The sequence below is a fragment of the Streptomyces laurentii genome (assembly GCF_040635425.1).
GTDB classification, from domain to species: domain Bacteria; phylum Actinomycetota; class Actinomycetes; order Streptomycetales; family Streptomycetaceae; genus Streptomyces; species Streptomyces laurentii.
Genome location: NZ_JBEYHT010000015.1, coordinates 1 through 17,245, shown reverse-complemented (window position 1 = coordinate 17,245; position 17,245 = coordinate 1). Strand labels below are relative to the sequence as shown.

At 73.9% G+C, this 17,245-nt stretch carries 14 protein-coding genes; 10 read left to right on the top strand and 4 right to left on the bottom strand.

Annotation, left to right across the window (positions count from 1 at the left end; translation table 11 throughout):
- Nucleotides 1–87 precede the first annotated feature (87 nt).
- The 8 genes from ABZ693_RS12410 (at nucleotide 88) to ABZ693_RS12375 (ending at nucleotide 10,302) form a co-directional block, all read left to right on the top strand.
- On the top strand, nucleotides 88–1,170 hold the full coding sequence (locus tag ABZ693_RS12410; RefSeq protein WP_359875817.1) for an energy-coupling factor ABC transporter permease: 1,083 nt from the start codon (nucleotides 88–90) through the stop codon (nucleotides 1,168–1,170).
- A gap of 1 nt (nucleotide 1,171) precedes the next feature.
- Nucleotides 1,172–1,933 (top strand): cobalt ECF transporter T component CbiQ, encoded by a 762-nt coding sequence (cbiQ, locus tag ABZ693_RS12405; protein WP_359875816.1) that lies wholly within the window; start codon nucleotides 1,172–1,174, stop codon nucleotides 1,931–1,933.
- Nucleotides 1,930–2,736 carry an energy-coupling factor ABC transporter ATP-binding protein gene (locus ABZ693_RS12400; RefSeq protein WP_359875815.1) on the top strand — a complete coding sequence of 269 codons (807 nt, stop codon included), beginning with the start codon at nucleotides 1,930–1,932 and terminating at the stop codon, nucleotides 2,734–2,736. The genes cbiQ and ABZ693_RS12400 overlap by 4 nt, the downstream gene beginning before the upstream one ends.
- A gap of 106 nt (nucleotides 2,737–2,842) precedes the next feature.
- Nucleotides 2,843–4,084: a serine hydrolase domain-containing protein gene (locus ABZ693_RS12395; RefSeq protein WP_359875814.1), complete on the top strand. Its 1,242-nt coding sequence runs from the start codon at nucleotides 2,843–2,845 to the stop codon at nucleotides 4,082–4,084.
- 7 nt (nucleotides 4,085–4,091) lie between these two features.
- Entirely contained in the window at nucleotides 4,092–4,883 is a 792-nt protein-coding gene (locus tag ABZ693_RS12390) for an SDR family NAD(P)-dependent oxidoreductase (RefSeq protein ID WP_359875813.1), read from the top strand.
- Nucleotides 4,884–5,209: 326 nt separating this feature from the next.
- The gene (locus tag ABZ693_RS12385) at nucleotides 5,210–6,916 is read left to right on the top strand and encodes a hypothetical protein (protein WP_359875812.1); all 1,707 of its coding nucleotides are present in this window, start codon (nucleotides 5,210–5,212) and stop codon (nucleotides 6,914–6,916) included.
- A 204-nt stretch (nucleotides 6,917–7,120) separates the two neighbouring features.
- Complete coding sequence (locus ABZ693_RS12380) at nucleotides 7,121–9,298, top strand: NAD(P)/FAD-dependent oxidoreductase (RefSeq protein WP_359875811.1); 2,178 nt, start codon at nucleotides 7,121–7,123, stop codon at nucleotides 9,296–9,298.
- The gene (locus ABZ693_RS12375) at nucleotides 9,295–10,302 is read left to right on the top strand and encodes a formyl transferase (protein WP_359875810.1); all 1,008 of its coding nucleotides are present in this window, start codon (nucleotides 9,295–9,297) and stop codon (nucleotides 10,300–10,302) included. The genes ABZ693_RS12380 and ABZ693_RS12375 overlap by 4 nt, the downstream gene beginning before the upstream one ends.
- Nucleotides 10,303–10,351: 49 nt before the next feature.
- Here the strand turns inward: ABZ693_RS12375 and ABZ693_RS12370 are convergent, their stop codons facing one another.
- From ABZ693_RS12370 to ABZ693_RS12355, 4 genes are all read right to left on the bottom strand, one after another.
- Entirely contained in the window at nucleotides 10,352–11,224 is an 873-nt protein-coding gene (locus ABZ693_RS12370) for an EamA family transporter (RefSeq protein WP_359875809.1), read from the bottom strand.
- The gene (locus tag ABZ693_RS12365) at nucleotides 11,221–11,712 is read right to left on the bottom strand and encodes a YbaK/EbsC family protein (RefSeq protein ID WP_359875808.1); all 492 of its coding nucleotides are present in this window, start codon (nucleotides 11,710–11,712) and stop codon (nucleotides 11,221–11,223) included. Before ABZ693_RS12365 ends, ABZ693_RS12370 begins: the two co-directional genes overlap by 4 nt.
- A gap of 83 nt (nucleotides 11,713–11,795) precedes the next feature.
- The gene (locus ABZ693_RS12360) at nucleotides 11,796–13,457 is read right to left on the bottom strand and encodes a penicillin-binding transpeptidase domain-containing protein (RefSeq protein WP_359875807.1); all 1,662 of its coding nucleotides are present in this window, start codon (nucleotides 13,455–13,457) and stop codon (nucleotides 11,796–11,798) included.
- 181 nt (nucleotides 13,458–13,638) lie between these two features.
- Nucleotides 13,639–15,393, bottom strand: a complete 1,755-nt coding sequence (locus ABZ693_RS12355; RefSeq protein ID WP_359875806.1) for a dolichyl-phosphate-mannose--protein mannosyltransferase — start codon at nucleotides 15,391–15,393, stop codon at nucleotides 13,639–13,641.
- Nucleotides 15,394–15,540: 147 nt separating this feature from the next.
- Here ABZ693_RS12355 and rsmI point away from each other — a divergent pair, with 147 nt between their 5' ends.
- On the top strand, nucleotides 15,541–16,416 hold the full coding sequence (gene rsmI / locus ABZ693_RS12350; RefSeq protein WP_359875805.1) for a 16S rRNA (cytidine(1402)-2'-O)-methyltransferase: 876 nt from the start codon (nucleotides 15,541–15,543) through the stop codon (nucleotides 16,414–16,416).
- Between the two features lie 153 nt (nucleotides 16,417–16,569).
- Complete coding sequence (locus ABZ693_RS12345) at nucleotides 16,570–17,013, top strand: hypothetical protein (protein WP_359875804.1); 444 nt, start codon at nucleotides 16,570–16,572, stop codon at nucleotides 17,011–17,013.
- Nucleotides 17,014–17,245 lie beyond the last annotated feature (232 nt).

Here is a 17,245-nt window from a genome sequence, read left to right as displayed (position 1 = left end):
AGCCCGAGCGGAGTGGGACCTTCCGGGTGCTCTTGTCCCGTCCGCGCTCTTGCAAGTCATTCGCAGGAGCGCTCTATCATGCCGGTTGTGCATGTACCTGACGGATTCATCAACGCCCCCGTATCGGCCGCCGCCGGTTTCGTCGCCGCCGGCGCCGTCGCCGTCGCCCTGCGCGGAGCCCGTAGAGAACTCGGGGGTACCTCCGGTGCCGAAGGCCACGGGGGAGAGCGGACGGCTCCGCTGGCCGGGCTCGTCGCGGCCTTCGTCTTCGCCGTCCAGATGCTCAACTTCCCGGTCGCGGCCGGCACCAGCGGGCACCTCCTCGGCGGCGCGCTCGCGGCGATCCTCGTCGGGCCGTACACCGGCGTCCTGTGCATCGCCGTCGTGCTGCTCATGCAGGGCGTCCTCTTCGCGGACGGCGGGCTGACCGCGCTCGGCGTGAACGTCACCGTCATGGGCGTCGTCACCGTCGTCGTCGCGTACGCGCTCTTCCGCGGCCTGGTCCTCGTGCTGCCGCGCACCCGCCGCTCGGTCACCGTGGCGTCCTTCGTCGCCGCGCTCGTGTCCGTGCCGGCCGCGGCCACCGCCTTCACCGCGATCTACGCGCTCGGCGGCACCACCGACGTGCCGATCGGCAAGGTCCTGACCGCGATGGTCGGCGTCCACGTCCTCATCGGCGTCGGCGAGGCCGTCATCACCATGCTCACCGTCGGCGCGGTCATCGCCGTCCGCCCCGACCTCGTGCACGGCGCCCGCGGCCTGACCACCCCGCTCAAGCTGCGCGTCGGCGGCGAGCTCGTCGACGCCGCGCCGGCCGCCCGGCCCGCCGCCGCGGCCGCCCGGTCGCCGAGGAGGCTGTGGATCGCCGGCGTCGTCACGGCCCTCGTCCTCGCCGGTTTCGTCTCCTTCTACGCCTCCGGGAGCCCCGACGGCCTGGAGAAGGTCGCCGCCGACAAGGGCATCGACGCGCAGGCCAAGCCGCACGCCGCCGCGGACTCCCCGCTCGCCGACTACGGCGTGAAGGACGTCTCCGACGCCCGCCTCTCCGGCGGTCTGGCCGGGGTGATCGGCGTCGGCGCGACCCTGGCCGTCGGCACCGGCGCGTTCTGGGTCGTCCGCCGCCGCCGTACCGCCGACCGGACGGCCGCCTCCGCTTCGGAAACCGTCTGACATGGGCGCCGGACACGCGCACAAGCTCTACCGGCAGGGCCACTCACCCGTCCACGCCCTGCCCCCGCACACCAAGCTCGCCGCCGTCTTCGCCTTCGTCGTCGTGGTCGTCGCCACGCCCCGCGAGGCGATGTGGGCGTTCGCGCTGTACGCCGTCCTGCTCGGCGTCGTCGCCGCGAGCGCCCGCGTGCCGGCCGCCTTCGTACTGAAGCGGCTGCTCATCGAGGTGCCGTTCGTGGCCTTCGCCGTGCTCATGCCGTTCGTGGTGCCCGGCGAGCAGACGACCTTCCTCGGCGTCTCGCTCTCCGTCCCCGGACTCTGGGGCGCCTGGAACGTCCTCGCCAAGGGCACCCTCGGCGTCGCCGCCTCCGTCCTCCTCGCCGCCACCACCGAGCTGCGCGCCCTCCTGCTCGGCCTCCAGCGGCTCAGGCTGCCCCCGCTGCTCGTCCAGATCGCGTCGTTCATGATCCGCTACGGGGACGTGATCACCGACGAGATGCGGCGGATGTCCATCGCCCGCCGCTCGCGCGGCTTCGAGGCGCGGGGCGTACGGCACTGGGGCGTCCTCGCCAAGTCCGCCGGCGCGCTCTTCATCCGCTCGTACGAGCGCGGGGAACGCGTCCACCTCGCCATGGTCAGCCGCGGCTACACCGGCAGCATGCCGGTCATCGACGAGGTCACCGCGACCGGCGCCCAGTGGCGGTACGCCGCCGTCCTCCCGCTCACCGCTCTGCTGATCTGCCTTCTCGGATGGACGCTATGACCTCCCAGCCCACGGACCGCTCGGCGGACCTCCCCACGGACCTCCCCGCCGACCATCCCGCCGACCACCCCTCCCTCGACGTGCGCGGTCTGGCCTATGCCTATCCGGACGGCCACCAGGCCCTCTTCGGCGTGAACCTGACCGTCGGCCGCGGCGAGCGGGTCGCCCTGCTCGGCCCCAACGGCGCCGGCAAGACCACCCTCGTCCTGCACCTCAACGGCATCCTGACCGGCGGCGCGGGCGGCGTCACGGTCGCCGGCCTGCCGGTGGAGAAGCGGAACCTGGCCGAGATCCGGCGCCGGGTCGGCATCGTCTTCCAGGACCCCGACGACCAGCTCTTCATGCCGACCGTCCGCGAGGACGTCGCCTTCGGCCCGGCGGCGGCCGGCCTGCGCGGCGCCGAACTGGAGGCCGTCGTGCACAAGGCGCTGGCCCGGGTCGGCATGGCGGACTTCGCGGACCGGCCGCCGCACCACCTGTCCTTCGGGCAGCGGCGCCGGGTCGCGGTGGCGACCGTCCTCGCGATGGAGCCGGAGATCCTGGTCCTCGACGAACCGTCCTCCAACCTGGACCCGGCCTCCCGGCGTGAGCTGGCGGACATCCTGCGCACGCTGGACGTCACCGTCCTCATGGTCACCCACGACCTGCCGTACGCGCTCGAACTGTGCCCGCGCTCGGTGATCCTCAGCGAGGGCGTGATCGCGGCCGACGGGCGGACGGCGGACATCCTGACGGACGAGGAGCTGATGGCGCGGCACCGGCTGGAGCTGCCGTACGGGTTCGTGCCGAGCTCCGTCGCCTGATCCCGTACGCCCCGGTCCCGAGGCTCGTCACCAGGCCCGGAATCGGCGGCCGTCCCGTTCCGTTGCACCATGGAGGGTCGTACGTACGAGAGGAAGCGTGGGCCGGATGGACGTCCAGGGCACGGTGGCGGCGGGCTTCGAGCCCGTCAGGGATGCGTTCCGGCGCAACTTCGACGAGCGGGGAGAGCGCGGCGCGGCCGTCTCCGTCTACCGTGACGGCACGAAGGTCGTCGACCTGTGGGCGGGCGCCAAGAACGCCGACAGCGCAGACAGCGCAGACAGCACCGACAGCACCGACAGCACCGACAGCACCGACAGCACCGACAGCACCGAGGGTGCCGGCATACCGTGGACGGCGGACACCGCGCAGGTCGTCCGGTCCGCCACCAAGGGTGTCGCCGCCGCCGTCCCGCTGCTGCTCCACCAGCGCGGCCTGCTCGACCTGGACGCCCCGGTCGGCGCGTACTGGCCGGAGTTCAAGGCGGCCGGCAAGGACCGGGTGACCGTACGGCAGCTGCTCGCGCACCGCGCGGGCGTGCCGGTCCTCGATCGTCCGCTGACCCTCGCCGAGGCGATCGACCTCGACGCCTCCACGCGCGCGATCGCCGCGCAGGCCCCCGTCTGGGAGCCCGGCACCGCGCACGGCTACCACGCCCACACCTTCAGCTGGCTGATGTCGGGCCTGGTCCACCGGGTCACCGGCCGCACGATAGGCCGCTTCGTCGCCGAGGAGATCGCCGCCCCGCTCGGCCTGGAGCTGTGGATCGGGCTGCCCCCGGAGGAGACCCACCGGGTCGGCCGGGTCGGCGAGGTCCCGGAGACCGAACCGGCCGACAGCCCCGCGCTGAAGCTGCGCCCCAAGCCGTCGGTCGTCGCCGCGTACCGGGACCCGCGGTCGCTGACCCGCCGGGCCTTCGACGTCATCGAGACCCGCCCCGACGAGAACGACCCGGCCTATCTGGCCGCCGAACTCCCCGGCTCGGCGGGCGTCGCCACCGCCCGCGCGCTGGCCCGTTTCTACGCGGCGACGCTCGGCCCGGTCGACGGCGGGGGCGCGCGCCTGCTCGCCCCGGAGACCGTCGCCCTGGCGCGTACGGAGGAGTCGGCGGGCCCCGACCGGGTGCTGGTCGTCGGCACCCGCTTCGGCCTCGGCTACATGCTGCACGGCGCCGCTTCGCCGCTGCTGGGCCCCGGCTCCTTCGGCCACCCCGGGCGCGGCGGCTCGCTGGGCTTCGCCGACCCCGAGTCGGGCATCGCGTTCGGGTACGTCACCAACGGCATGCGCAAGACGGTCACGGCCGATCCGCGCGCCCAGGCTCTGGTGCGGGCGGTGCGTTCGGTGCTGTGATCGCTCCATGACACAGCCACTGATACGGGAGCGGTTCGAAGGTCACTCGGCGCTGGTCACCGGCGCCGCCCGCGGGATCGGCGCGGCGATCGCCTGCCGGCTCGCGAGCGAGGGCGCCCGCGTCCTCGTCACCGACATCGACGAGGACGGCGCCCGGCGGACCGCCGCGGACCTCCCCGGCGCGCTCGCCGCCCGCTGCGACGTCGCCGACCAGGCGTCGGTGGACGCGGCGGTCGCGTATGCCGCGGAGTCCTTCGGCGGCCTGGACGTCCTCGTCAACAACGCGTTCGCGCAGGACGTCGCCGACAGCGAGCGCTTCGAGGAGGAGCGGGAGGAGAGCTTCCGCCGCCAGTTCGAGGTGACCTTCATGGGCGCGGTGCGCTGTGTGCGCGCCGCGCTGCCGCTCCTTGAGGCGGCGGGCGGGCGCGGGGCGGTCGTCACCATCGGCTCGGTCAACGCCGAGGCCGACTTCGGCAACCACGCCTACAGCGCCGCCAAGGCCGGCCTCGGCTCCCTCACCCGCACCCTCGCGGGCGACGCCGCGCCGCGCGGGGTCCGCGTCAACCTGGTGCACCCGGGCACCATCGCCACCCTCGCCTGGGCGGGCCGCGAGAAGGACCTGGAGCGCCTCGGCGAGCGCGTCTACCCGCTGGGCCGGGTCGGCACCCCGGAGGACATCGCGGCCGCCGTCGCGTTCCTCGCCTCCGCCGACGCCTCCTGGATCACCGGCATCACCCTCCGCATCGACGGCGGCCTCCTCGCCGTCCCGACCCGCTTCTCCGAGATCCTGGCGGACTGACCGCCGGGCCCGCCGGGCCCTGTCCGGTACCGGTCGGCGCGCGTACGACACGTACCGACCGGTGAAGCCCCCGCCCCACCGCTGCCGCACCCGTGGCATCCCGTGGCGCCACCCGCACCACCACCCGCACCACCGCCCCCACCAGGACCCTCACCCCCACGATCCCGCTCCCGCCCACCCGTACCGCTCCGGCCCGCCCATCGATCACATCGAGTGAATCGGGTAAGCCGGGTGGGCGTCCGGCCCGGTCGTGGGGTGGGGGTGTTGCGGGCATGGTGGAGATACGGCTGGGGCAAGGCAGCGAGGATGACGGGCAGGTGCGGATAGTGAGCGCGGTCGAAGTGCCGGAGCACAGCGGGGCGGAGATCCCGGCCGGGCCGGGGTTCCCCGGGACCTGGGACGTGGCGGTGCCCGGGGTCGGCGAGGTGACCTGGGAAGGCTTCTACACCGGGCCGTACCGGCTGGACCCGGGGGAGATCGACGGCATCTGCCGCGCGCTCCTCGGCATCGGGCCGGAGGAGGTGCCGGATGCCGCCGGTCGCGAGCTGCGGCCGTACGTGTCGGACGGCTCGCCGGTCGTGTCCGTCGTGCTGCACTCCGCGACCCCGATGCTGAAGTCGCTGGAGGCCGACCTCGACGACACGGTCAACGGGCGGGTCGCCGACGACGTCGCCACCTACGTCGAGACCCGCGCGGTCAGTCTCGCCCGGCCCGGCGACCTGGTGGTGGGCCGGACCGCGCCGTGGCGGGCCGCCGCCGCGCTCGCCGCCGAGACGGACGGCGTCGAGCTCGTCGAGGTCCCCGGGATCGAGTACTACTACCTGTCGCACGCGCTGCTGCGGCTCGCCGCCATGGAGGGCGAGCGGTCGCCGGTGCTCGCGCGGCTGATCGACACCGTACGGACGCGTCCGCAGACCCTGGTCCGGCTGTACGCCGTCGACCTGGAGATCCAGATCTTCCTGCTCTACCTGAAGCGCGCCGCCGGGGCCCCGGCCCTGCGCACCGACGCGAACAGCCCCGAGGTGGGCAGCTACTGGAACACCAAGGCCCCGCTGCACCCGACGGTCACCGACGCGGCCGCGCTGTCCGTGGCGGACCTGGCCCCGTACGAGGTCATGCGGGCCGAGGCGGCGGTGGCGCCGCTCGGCCGTCGGCTGGGCGTGCGGTGTCCGGTCGTGCCCGGGTACGCGATCGACGGACGGCGGCCGGACATCGAGGCCGTCCACGCCCAACTGGTCACGGCGGGACGGCTGTTCGCGGAGCGGTACGGGATCGTACGGGGCTGCCTCAAGCCGTCGGAGGGCGGCGCCGGCGCGCGGATCGTGCCCGGGCTCGACCTGACCGACCCGGTGACGCTCGCCCGGCAGGCGGAGCGGGTGTGGCGGGCCCAGGAGACCTTCGTCCTGGAGGCCCATGTCGACTACCTCGACTCGCCCCTCGCGCCCGGGGTGTTCCTCTCGCCGTCCGGGCACGTCCGGGACGGTCACCTGGCGCCCGGCCTGACGCTCCAGCTGACGAACGGCACCTCGTGGCAGGGCAACGTGTTCTTCGAGGAGGAGTACGCCGGACAGGTCGGCCTGTCGGCCGCCGCGTACCGCACCGTCCGCGACGCCCTCGCCGAGCTGCGCGACGGCTTCGCCGGGCAGGATCTGAGCGTGGTCACGGCCGGGTTCGACTTCGCCGTCGGACGGCTCGGCGGCCGCTTCGGGGACGAGGCGCAGGTGGTCCTCCAGGACCCCAACCTCTCCTCGCACGGCGCCGAGTACCTGCGCTTCTTCCGGGACCGGGTGCTCGAAAAGGGCGGCCCGGGCTGTGCCGTCACCCAGGTGGTCGATCCCGCCCTGGACCTGCGGGCCCTGCGCGCCCGCACCGACGGCCGGCCGCCCTGGTCGGAGGTCATCAGCTCCATCCCGGGCCGCTGGGGCATGCTCGCCGTCGCCGCGGACTCGCCGCGGGAGGCCGCCGCGCGGATGGCCGCCTGGCACGACGCCTGGACCGAGGCCGGACTGATCCGGCCCGCCCCCCGGCGCTGAGGATTCGGCGCCGGGCACCGGCGCCGGACGCCGACGGTCCACGCACCGTCCGTACGCGGGGTTCGGGTACGGATTCGTGCACGTGGGCGCGTGGGGGCAGCCGAAAGCGGTCTTGTCCCCGCGCCTCACGCGTGACTACAGTCCCTTCCCGCACGGGCAAGACCACGAGGACTGTCGGCACTACGTTCGATGGGACGGGTCACCATGCGATTTCTCATCATCTGCTCGGCCACCGAGCCGCCGGACGGCGTCCTGGGCGGCCCGGTGCTCTACCGGCCGGATCTCGGCACGGCGGACGACGTCACCCTGGCGGAGGCCCTGCGCGCGGAGCGCCCGCACGCCCTCGTCACCGACCGCGCGCTCGGCCCCGATCCGCTGCGGGAATGGCGGCGCGCGATGCCGGACGATCCCGTCGTGATCGTCCGGTGCGGACGGTCACGGGACGGGGATCCGACGGGCCGGCCCGATCACGTGACCGCGACCGCGACCGCGACCGCGGACGGGGACGGGGACGTGCCCGGGGACGCCGACGCGCACGCGGTGGCGTACGGCGTCCCCGTGCTCTCCGTCGCCGCGGCACCCGTCCCCGACGGGCCCGGCACCCGCGGCCCCGACGAGGCCGGCGTCCCGCTCCCCGACGCGACCGGCGCCCCGATCATCGACGCGACCGGCGTACGCATCCCGGACGGACTCCCGGACGGCGGCGCCCCCGTGATTCCCCCCGGAATCGCCGAGGAGACCCTGGTCAGAGCCCTGGGGGCGGCCGAGCGCTTCCTCCAGCGACGGGCCCGGCCCGCCCGGCCACCGGGAACCGCGTCCCGGACCGGACCCCGGCCCCCCACCCGCCCGGAGACGGTCCTCCTCGTCGGAGCCGGCGTCGTCAACCTGGTCACCGCGCAGCGGCTCCGGAGCGCCGGGTACGAGGTGTCGGTCGTCGAGGCCGGACCCGATCCGCGCGCCGGTGCCCCCTGGCACACGTACGGGACCTCCCGAGGCGGCGGCAACGCCCGGATGTTCACGCTCACCGAGATGGACGACTACCACGCGAAGTCCCCGTCCGACACGGCCAGTCCGTCCGTCTTCGACCGGCCTCCCGACGACGACTGCGGCTGGGACGTCCGCCGCCGCACCGGGCCCGCCCCGGACGCGACCGCACCCGGACCCCTTCCCGCCGGGCCCGCCCCGGACGCGACGGAACCCGGATCCCTCCCCACCGGACCCCTGCCCACCGGGCCCGCCCGCGCCGAGGAAGCCGCCGCCCGCGCCGACGCCGAAACGGCGTGGGTACGCGACTTCAAGAGCGTCCCCCCATGGCTCGCCCGCACCTACAACGAGGACATCTTCGCCCTCAACCGCCGGGGCGAACGGCTGTGGCGGCGGTGGATCGACACCCGGCCCGACCTGTTCGCGGACGTCCGGCTGAGCCACGGCATCCTGCGGCTGTACGAGGACGCCGGCCACCTGGAGGAGTCCGCGCGACGGCAGGACCACGTCGGCGCGACCCTCGCCCGGTACGGCTCCGAGGAGGTCCGCGAACGGTTCCCCGCCCTCGCCGGGGCGGTCCCCGACGCGTACGCGGGCGGCATCATGGTGCGCGGCTTCACCCTGACCGTGCACGACTTCCTCGCCGCCCTCCTCGACTCGCTCCAGGCGGGCGGCGCGCGGCTGCACTTCGACTGCCGCGCCGACCGGATCCTGCGCACCCGGCACGGCGACGTCAGCGGGGTGGTCACCCCGTACGGGGTGCACCGCGCCGACCACTACGTGGTGTCCCCGGGGGTCACCGGCGGGGCGCTCGCCCGGGACGTGGGCGCCCTCGGGCAGGTACAAGGGGTGCTCGGCTGCTGGGCCTCGCTGCCCGACCTCGCTCCCGGACTCGGCCACTCCCTGAAGGTGGGCCGGCGCGGCCACCTCACCGAGGACGCCAACATCACCCTCGGCCGCGACGAGACCGGGGACCGGGTGCTCATCGTCGGCTCCGGTTACGGCTGGACGGGCGGAGACCCGGAGAACATCGACGAACGGCACCTGGACCTGGTGCACGCCGCGCTCGCGGACACCGCGCGCCGGCTGTTCCCGGCGGCGTACGAGGCGGGCGGCGGCGAGGAGGGCCTGCGGGCGTCCCGCCGGCACTGCGTCCGGCCGTGGACCGCGACGAACCTGGGCCTGTTCGACCTGGCCCCCGCCGAGGACGGGGTCATGGTCCTGACGGGCGGGCACAACACCGGCGGGTTCGCGCAGGCGCCCGTCATCGCGGAGGCGGTGCTGAGCGCGCTGCGCGGCCTCTACCACCCGATGCACACGCTCTACCACCCGGACCGCGGCCACCGGGTGCTCGGCCCGCCGGCCCCGGACCCGCGCGAGAGGCAGGCGAGTCAGTGACGTCCACGAACGAACAGCCGGACACGGCGGCCCCGTTCGACCCAGGCCGGCCCGGACCCGGACCCGGACCCGGACCCGGATCCGACCCCGACCGTGACCCCGATCGCGACCCCGGACTCGGCCCCGGCCCGGACCCGGACCCCGACGCCGGCCCCGGCACGGTGGAACTCCGCCGCGTCATGCCCGCCTCCGGCGGCCCCGGCACCCGGCTCCGCGTGGTGCTGCTGTGCTCGGACGACCCCCTCCACACGTACCTGAGAACCCTGCTCGCCGCCCGCCTGGACCTGGTGGCGACCGTCCTGGAGCCGGGCGACGCGCAACGCCGCCGGCAACGGCGCAAGCGCCGCCACTACGACCTCGCGGCCCGCCGCTACCAGGAGTGGCGCAGCCGGATCACCGGCCGTTCGCGCCGCCGCGCCCGGTTCTTCGACCGGCTCGCGGAGGGCCTCCCGCCGGTCGGAAGTCCTTGCCACACGGTCGAGTCCGTCAACGACCGGTCGGCCCGCGAACTGGTCGCCGAACTGGCGCCGGAACTCACCGTGGTCTGCGGCACCATGATCCTCGGCCGCCGCCTGCTCACCTCGACGCCCGGCGTCATCGTCAACCTGCACGGCGGCTGGCTGCCCGAGTACCGGGGCAACCACGGCTACTACTTCGCCTACAAGGCGGGCGACTGGGAACGCGTCGGCGCCACCCTCCACCTCGTCGTCCCCACCCTCGACACGGGCCCGGTGCTCGCCCGGGTCCGGCCCGAGACCCGGCCGCGCGACACCGACGAACGGCTCTCCGCGCGCGCCGGCCAGCTCGCCGCGCTCCGGCTGGTCGAACTGGCCCTCGCGTACGAGCAGGGCACGACCCTGACCGCCGTACCGCAGCCCGACCGGGGCACCACGTACCGCCACCGGGACCGCACCCCCACCGGCGAGCTCTTGCTCTGGCTGCGCCGCCGGGCGGGCCGGCACCGGGTCCCGGTCCGGCCCGCCTACCGGGACGGCGGCACCTGACCCCGGGGGCCTGACCTCGGGGCGCCGGAGCCCCAAGGCCGGGCGCGGCTCAACTCCCGTACAGCATCAGCCCGATGCCCACCACCATCAGTCCCGCCGCCGCGACCCGCGGACCGCCGAATCGTTCCTTGAAGAGGACCGCGCCGATGGCCGCGCCGACGATGATGGACGACTCGCGCAGCGCGGCGACGGGCGCGAGCGGGGCGCGGGACTGGGCCCACAGGACGAGCGCGTACGCGGTGACGGACAGGGCGGCGGCGAGCAGTCCGCGCGCGGCGTCGGGGCGCAGGGCGGGCCACAGCGCGGAGCGGTGCTTCACCAGGGCGTAGGCCGGTACGGCGAAGCCCTGGACGAGCATCAGCCACGCCATGTAGCCGAGCGGACTGCCCGCCGCGCGGACCCCGACGCCGTCGACGACGGTGTACGCGGCGATCGTCAGGCCCGTCGCCCCCGCCGCGATCAGCGCCGGCCAGGCGGCAACGGCACCGGTCCGCCCGCCGGGATCGGGCGTGCCGCGGATGCCCCACAGCGCGAGCCCCGTCAGCCCCGCGCAGGCGACCGCGACGCCCGCGAGCTGCCCGGCGTCCGGGACCTCGCCGACGAACAGCGCGGCGAGCAGGGTCACCACCAGCGGCGCCGTACCCCGTGCGACCGGATACACCTGGCCGAAGTCGCCGAGGGTGAAGCACCGCATCAGCAGGGCGTAGTACCCGAGGTGCAGGACGGCGGAGACGAGCAGGTACGGCCAGGCGCCGGCCGCCGGGAAGGGGACGAAGCAGGCGGTGAGCGCGCCGATCAGCGCGCCGCCGCCCGCGATGAGGGTGAACGAGAACAGCTGCTCGCGGATGCGGGCGGCGATCGCGTTCCAGCTCGCGTGCGTCACGGCGGCGGCCAGCACCGCCGCCGCGACCAGCGGTGTCACGCGGTGCGCTCGCGCACGTCCACCAGGGTGCCGCCCGCGTGCGCGACCAGCGACTTCGGGTCCAGCGCGAACACGGTGTGCGGGGTGCCCGCGGCCGCCCACACCACCTCGTGGTCGAGCAGCCCCTGATCGGCGAGGACCCGCGTCCGGGTGCGGTGCCCGAACGGCGGGACGCCGCCGATCGCGTACCCGGTCGTCTCCCGGACCACCTTGGCGTCCGCCCGGGTCACCGCCGTCGCGCCCAGCTCGGCCCGGACCCGCTCCAGGTCCACCCGCGACGCCCCGTCCATGAGGACGAGCACCGGCTCCCCGTCCGCCGCGAAGATCAGCGACTTCACGATCTCGGCGGCCTGGCAGCCGATCGCGTCGGCGGCCTGCTGGGCGGTCCGGGTCTCGTCGGGGAAGCGGCGCACTTCGACGTCGAGGCCCAACTCGGCGAGGGCGGCGGCGAAGAGGGGGTGGGCGGCGGTGGCGGGGGTGTCGGTCATGGCCGCACGCTAGCGGTACGTGTACGAGGCACGCGACGCTTTTCGCCCCTGCCCCGCCCCGGAGCCCTTCATGTCACCCGGAACTAGCGGGCGTTGAGCACCTTCGCCACCAGCGGTCCGGCCGCGTCGCCGCCGTGCCCGCCGCTCTGGACGAAGGCCGCCGCCGCGAGGTCGTCGGCGAACGCCGTGAACCAGGAGTCCGACGTCGCCTGCCCGTCGGCCTCGGCCGAACCGGTCTTGGCGCCCTTGTCCCCGCGCACCGACGCCATGGTCCGGGTCCCGGTGCCGTAACTCGCCGTCGCCGTCAGCCGCATCATGTCCCGCAGCTGCCGGGACACGGCGGCCGGCATCTGCCGCTCCGCCGTGGCGAGGGTGCGGTTGTCGACCGAAGGCGCCACCAGATACGGCTGCTTGAAGACGCCGGCCTTCGCGGTGGCGGTGATCGAGGCGATGTTCAGCGGGTTCATCTGGACGGTGCCCTGGCCGATGTACTGCTCAAGGGCCGCGGCGCCGGTCGCCTCGGGGACCGAGCCGTCGACCGAGAGGATGCCGGTCTTCCAGTCCAGGCCGATGCCGAAGACCTCCTTGGCCTCCCGCGCCAGGCCGTAGTCGTCGCCCTCGATCCGCTCCACGTCGTCGATCTTCTTGATGAAGGCGGTGTTGCAGGAGCGGGCGAAGCTCTTCGAGAAGGGCGCTCCGTCCATCGAGAAGCCGTTCAGGTTGCCCATGGACCGGCCCATGTACATCGCCGTCGCCGGACACTCCGCCACCTGGTCCGCCTTCACCAGGCCCTTCTCCAGGAGCAGCGCCGCCGTGACGATCTTGAACGTGGAGCCGGGCATCTTCTTGCCCTCGAACGCCGCGTTGAACTGTCCCGCCGAGCTGTTGGCGACCGCCCGCACGGCACCGGTGGTCGGCTTGATCGCCACGACCGACGCACTGGTGTACCGGCCCACCTCGCGCTCGGCCACCGCCTGCACGTCGGCGTCGATGGTCGTCTGGAGCTTGCCCGCCTTGCCCTTGGCGAGGACGAGCAGCGGAAGGTCCGGCACGTCCGGGTCGCCCGAGTCGACGACCAGCTCGATGCCGGGCTCGCCGCCCGACGTCGACCCGTACCGCTCGCGCAGCTGCGCCAGGATGGGCCCAAGGGACGGGTACTTCTCGGCCGTCAGCACCCGGCCCCGGTAGTCGACGGCCTCGATCGCGCCGGTCTTCGCCCCGCCCGTGCGCAGCGTCGCCGTCTTCGACGTCAGCTTCGGGTGCAGCACGGTCGGGAACCAGTCGACCAGCGGCCGTCCCGTCGTGTTCCCGCGGACCACGGTGAGCTCGGACGTGTACGTCAGGTCCTTGGTGACGCCCTCGGCCGAGACGGTCGCCTTCACCGTGAACGGCACCGTCGCCCCGTTCGCCGGGCCCGGGGTGATCGTCGCGGCGGTGACCTTGGCGTCCTCCCGGAAGCCGGTCAGCGCGGGACCGGCCGCGACCGGGTTGTTCGTCAGCTGTGCCGCCTGGTCCGCCTCCCCGGTCGCCCAGGCCGCGAGAAAGTCCTTGGAGGTCGCCTTCACCTCGTCGGCCGTGACCGGCCCCGTCTTCTTCGCCCCTCCGCCGGACCCGGACCGGCTGGTGACCGTATCGTCGCCGCCGCCCGTCAGCCCGTTGTAGAGGTTGTACCCCCCGTACCCCACTCCGCTCGCCACGACGACGAACACGCCGCCGACGATCGCGACCTTGGCCCCACTGCGCATGACGCGCTCCCTCCCCAGGTGTATGGCCCTTGCGGAATCCGGTCTGATCATCGGACCGGATTCCCCGGGGAACCCTACGAGCGCCTTCTCGACGTCATGAAGCGGGGGAGCTGATCGTTACGTGAACGCGATCGTGCCGGGGCCCCGAATTCCGGGCCCCGGCACGATCGCGATCATCGATTCACACCCAGGTGTCGAGCCACATCCGATGCCGCCACGCGTCCAGCGGAATGGGCGTCCCGGTATACAGCGGCCAGAAATAGATGAAATTCCACACGATGAGCAGAACCAGCACTCCAGCGCCCACCGCACCGAAAGTCCGGCGCCTTTCCGAGGAGCCCGGCGGTCCCACGATCGCCCCGATCATCATCGCCACCGCGAGACACAGGAACGGCACGAACACCACCGCGTAGAAAAGGAAAATGGTGCGTTCCTGATACAGGAACCAGGGCAGCCAGCCGGCCGCGATGCCGCACAGGATGGCGCCCGCGCGCCAGTCGCGGCGGAAGGCCCAGCGCCACAGCACGTACAGGATCGCGAAGCAGGCCGCCCACCACAGCAGCGGGGTGCCGAGCGCCAGCACCTCCTGGGCGCACTTCCCGCCCGCGTCCGTCGGGCAGCCGTTGACGCCGGGGGAGGGCGACTCGTAGAAGTACGAGACCGGGCGGCCGAGGACGATCCAGCTCCACGGGTTGGACTGGTACGTGTGCGGCTCGTGCAGACCGACGTGGAACTGGTAGACCTCGGTCTCGTAGTGCCACAGGCTGCGCAGCCAGTCCGGCAGCCAGCTCCACGTCCCGCCGCCGGTCAGCCGATCCTGCCGCTCCGCCCAGTCGCGGAAGTAGCCCTTGTCGGTGACCAGCCAGCCGGTCCACGAGGCCACGTAGGTGACGATCGCGACCGGCACCACCGACACGAACGCCGGCACGAGATCGCGCCGGGCGACCGCCGCGTACGGGCGGACCGCCCCGGCCGTACGGCGGGCGCCGAGGTCCCACGCGACCGTGAGCAGCCCGAACGCGGCCATCACGTACAGGCCGTTCCACTTGGTGCCGGCGGCCAGACCGAGCAGCACACCGGCCGCGAGCCGCCACGGCCGCCAGCCGAGGTTCAGCGTCCGCGCCACCGTCGCGTCCGGCCGCAGCAGCCCCTCCTCGTCGACCGGCAGCGCCCCGGCGAGCCGGGCCCGCGCCCGGTCCCGGTCGATCACCAGCGCGCCGAACGCGGCGAGCACGAAGAACATCAGCACCAGGTCGAGCAGCGCGGTGCGGCTCATCACGAAGTGCAGGCCGTCCACCGCGAGCAGCAGACCCGCCAGACAGCCCAGGAAGGTGGAACGGAACAGCCGCCGGCCGATCCGGCACAGCATCAGCACGGACAGCGTGCCGAGCAGCGCCACCATGAAACGCCAGCCGAGCGGCTCGAAGCCGATCAGCTTCTCGCCGAGTCCGATCACCCATTTGCCGACCGGCGGATGGACGACGTATCCGGGATCGGTCGGCACGAGCACCGAGCCGGGGTCCTGGAGGATCGTCTTGTCGATGTCCTTGGGCCAGGCGCCCTCGTAGCCCTGGTTGATCAGGGCCCAGGAGTCCTTGGCGTAGTACGTCTCGTCGAATATCACCGCGTTCGGATGGCCGAGGTTCCAGAACCTCAGCACCCCCGCGACCAGCGCCACGAGCAGCGGGCCGCCCCAGGCGGACAGCCGCACGAGCCGCTCGGCCGTCGCCGGGGAGATCCCGAGCATCGTCCAGACGCGGGGCGAGGGCCGGGTGTACGGCGGGACGAGACGTTCCCGCAGGCCGACGGCGAGCGGGCCGGCGGCGGGCGGCCGGTAGCCGAAGCGCCGCAGCCGGTGCGCCCACGAAGAGGGCTCTGCCACGGTCGGTGCCATGGGGTGCGGACCCTCCAGGGCCTCGGGTGCGGTACTGGTCATCGCGCCATCGTAGGGAACGTGTCCGGGCGCGGTCGCCTGCCCGGGCGGGCCGGATCCGACGCGGGCCCCCGGGGCGGCGCCCGCGCGGCCCGCTCGGAACCCGGCCGGACTGGGAGGAACGGCGGCCGGGCTGGGAGGATGGCCGGTGTGACTGGAACGCTCGTACTCGCAGGGACCCCCATCGGCGACATCGCGGACGCCCCGCCCCGCCTCGCCACCGAACTGGCGCGCGCGGACATCGTGGCCGCCGAGGACACCCGCAGGCTGCGCGGCCTGACCCGGGCACTCGGCGTCCACACCGAGGGCCGCGTCGTGTCCTACTTCGAGGGCAACGAGTCCGCTCGTACGCCCGAACTCGTCGAGGCGCTGACCGGCGGGGCCCGCGTGCTCCTCGTCACCGACGCCGGGATGCCGTCGGTGTCCGACCCCGGCTACCGGCTGGTCGCGGCCGCCGTCGAGCACGACATCAAGGTCACCGCCGTGCCCGGCCCGTCCGCCGTCCTCACCGCGCTCGCCCTGTCCGGGCTGCCCGTGGACCGCTTCTGCTTCGAGGGCTTCCTGCCCCGCAAGGCGGGCGAGCGGCTGTCCCGCCTCCGCGAGGTCGCCGCCGAGCGCCGCACCCTCGTCTACTTCGAGGCCCCGCACCGCCTCGACGACACGCTCGACGCGATGGCCGAGGTCTTCGGCACCGACCGGCGGGCGGCCGTCTGCCGTGAGCTGACCAAGACGTACGAGGAGGTCAAGCGCGGACCGCTGGGCGAGCTGGCCGCCTGGGCGAAGGAGGGCGTACGCGGCGAGATCACCGTCGTCGTCGAGGGCGCCCCGGAAGCCGCCCCGGCCGAGCTGGACGCGGCCGAACTGGTGCGCAGGGTGCGGGTGCGCGAGGAGGCGGGCGAGCGCCGCAAGGAGGCGATCGCCGCGGTGGCCGCCGAGGCGGGCCTGCCCAAGCGCGAGGTGTTCGACGCCGTCGTCGCGGCGAAGAACGCCGCGGCCACCGGCGAGGACCGGCCCCGCGAACGGTAAAGGACTAACCTGAAAGGCAAAGCGGAACCCCGCCGGATGGGCCGGGCGAAGCACCTTTTGGCAAGGAAACGCCAAAGCGCGGCCATGGTTGTTCCGGCGCTGATGCGCTTCCCCTCGAAAGGGCGTCCACTGGATCAGTGGAGAGGAGCTGGAATGAGTGAGATCACCGGCACCGGAACGTCCGTCGCCCACGAGGCATATGCCTTCGCTTGTATGCGATGCGGTTACGGATGGGAGCAGGCGTACGTCATCGAGCACCACGTCGACGCCCGCGGACACGCCTATGTCGTCTACAAGGCCGACGGAGAGCGGGTCCCATCCCCGCTGTCGAAGCCGACCTGCATGAACTGCGGCAGCCACGTCGTGCGCATCATGCGCGCGGGCCAGGTCTCGTCGGTCCTCGACCTGATGGCCCCGCGCGAACGCCACCACCGCGGAGCCCACGCCACCCGCCCGGTGTCCCCGGCCGGCCCCATCGGCCAGGAACTCACGGAGGAGCCCGCGGACGAGCCCGTCCCGGCCGACCCGGACCAGCCGCCGGTCCCGCACCACTGGCACCTGTCCGACCTGCTCCACCCGTTCCGCCCCCGCCGGTAACCCCGGCGCCCCGGCGCCCGTGTTCCCCAGTGCGCCCCCTCCCGCGAGGGAGGGGGCGCACTGTCGTCTTTCACCCCTCCCGCATTCCCAGGGGCGGGAGCCGGCCCACGACGGCCACCCCACACGAACCGCGGCCCTAGGGCCTTTCTTTTGGATCTTGCTGGGCTCGCGTGCCCCGGCACGCGCGCTCGCCGCGTTGTCGTCGGTCGCCAACTCCCCCGTAGCCCTTCGG

Excerpts from the sequence above, each read along its gene's own strand:
- cbiQ (WP_359875816.1), top strand. The coding sequence starts at position 1,172 with ATGGGCGCCGGACACGCGCACAAGCTCTACCGGCAGGGCCACTCACCC.
- ABZ693_RS12400 (WP_359875815.1), top strand. The coding sequence starts at position 1,930 with ATGACCTCCCAGCCCACGGACCGCTCGGCGGACCTCCCCACGGACCTC.
- ABZ693_RS12395 (WP_359875814.1), top strand. The coding sequence starts at position 2,843 with ATGGACGTCCAGGGCACGGTGGCGGCGGGCTTCGAGCCCGTCAGGGAT.
- ABZ693_RS12390 (WP_359875813.1), top strand. The coding sequence starts at position 4,092 with ATGACACAGCCACTGATACGGGAGCGGTTCGAAGGTCACTCGGCGCTG.
- ABZ693_RS12380 (WP_359875811.1), top strand. The coding sequence starts at position 7,121 with ATGCGATTTCTCATCATCTGCTCGGCCACCGAGCCGCCGGACGGCGTC.
- ABZ693_RS12365 (WP_359875808.1), bottom strand. The coding sequence starts at position 11,712 with ATGACCGACACCCCCGCCACCGCCGCCCACCCCCTCTTCGCCGCCGCC.
- ABZ693_RS12360 (WP_359875807.1), bottom strand. The coding sequence starts at position 13,457 with ATGCGCAGTGGGGCCAAGGTCGCGATCGTCGGCGGCGTGTTCGTCGTC.
- ABZ693_RS12355 (WP_359875806.1), bottom strand. The coding sequence starts at position 15,393 with ATGACCAGTACCGCACCCGAGGCCCTGGAGGGTCCGCACCCCATGGCA.
- ABZ693_RS12345 (WP_359875804.1), top strand. The coding sequence starts at position 16,570 with ATGAGTGAGATCACCGGCACCGGAACGTCCGTCGCCCACGAGGCATAT.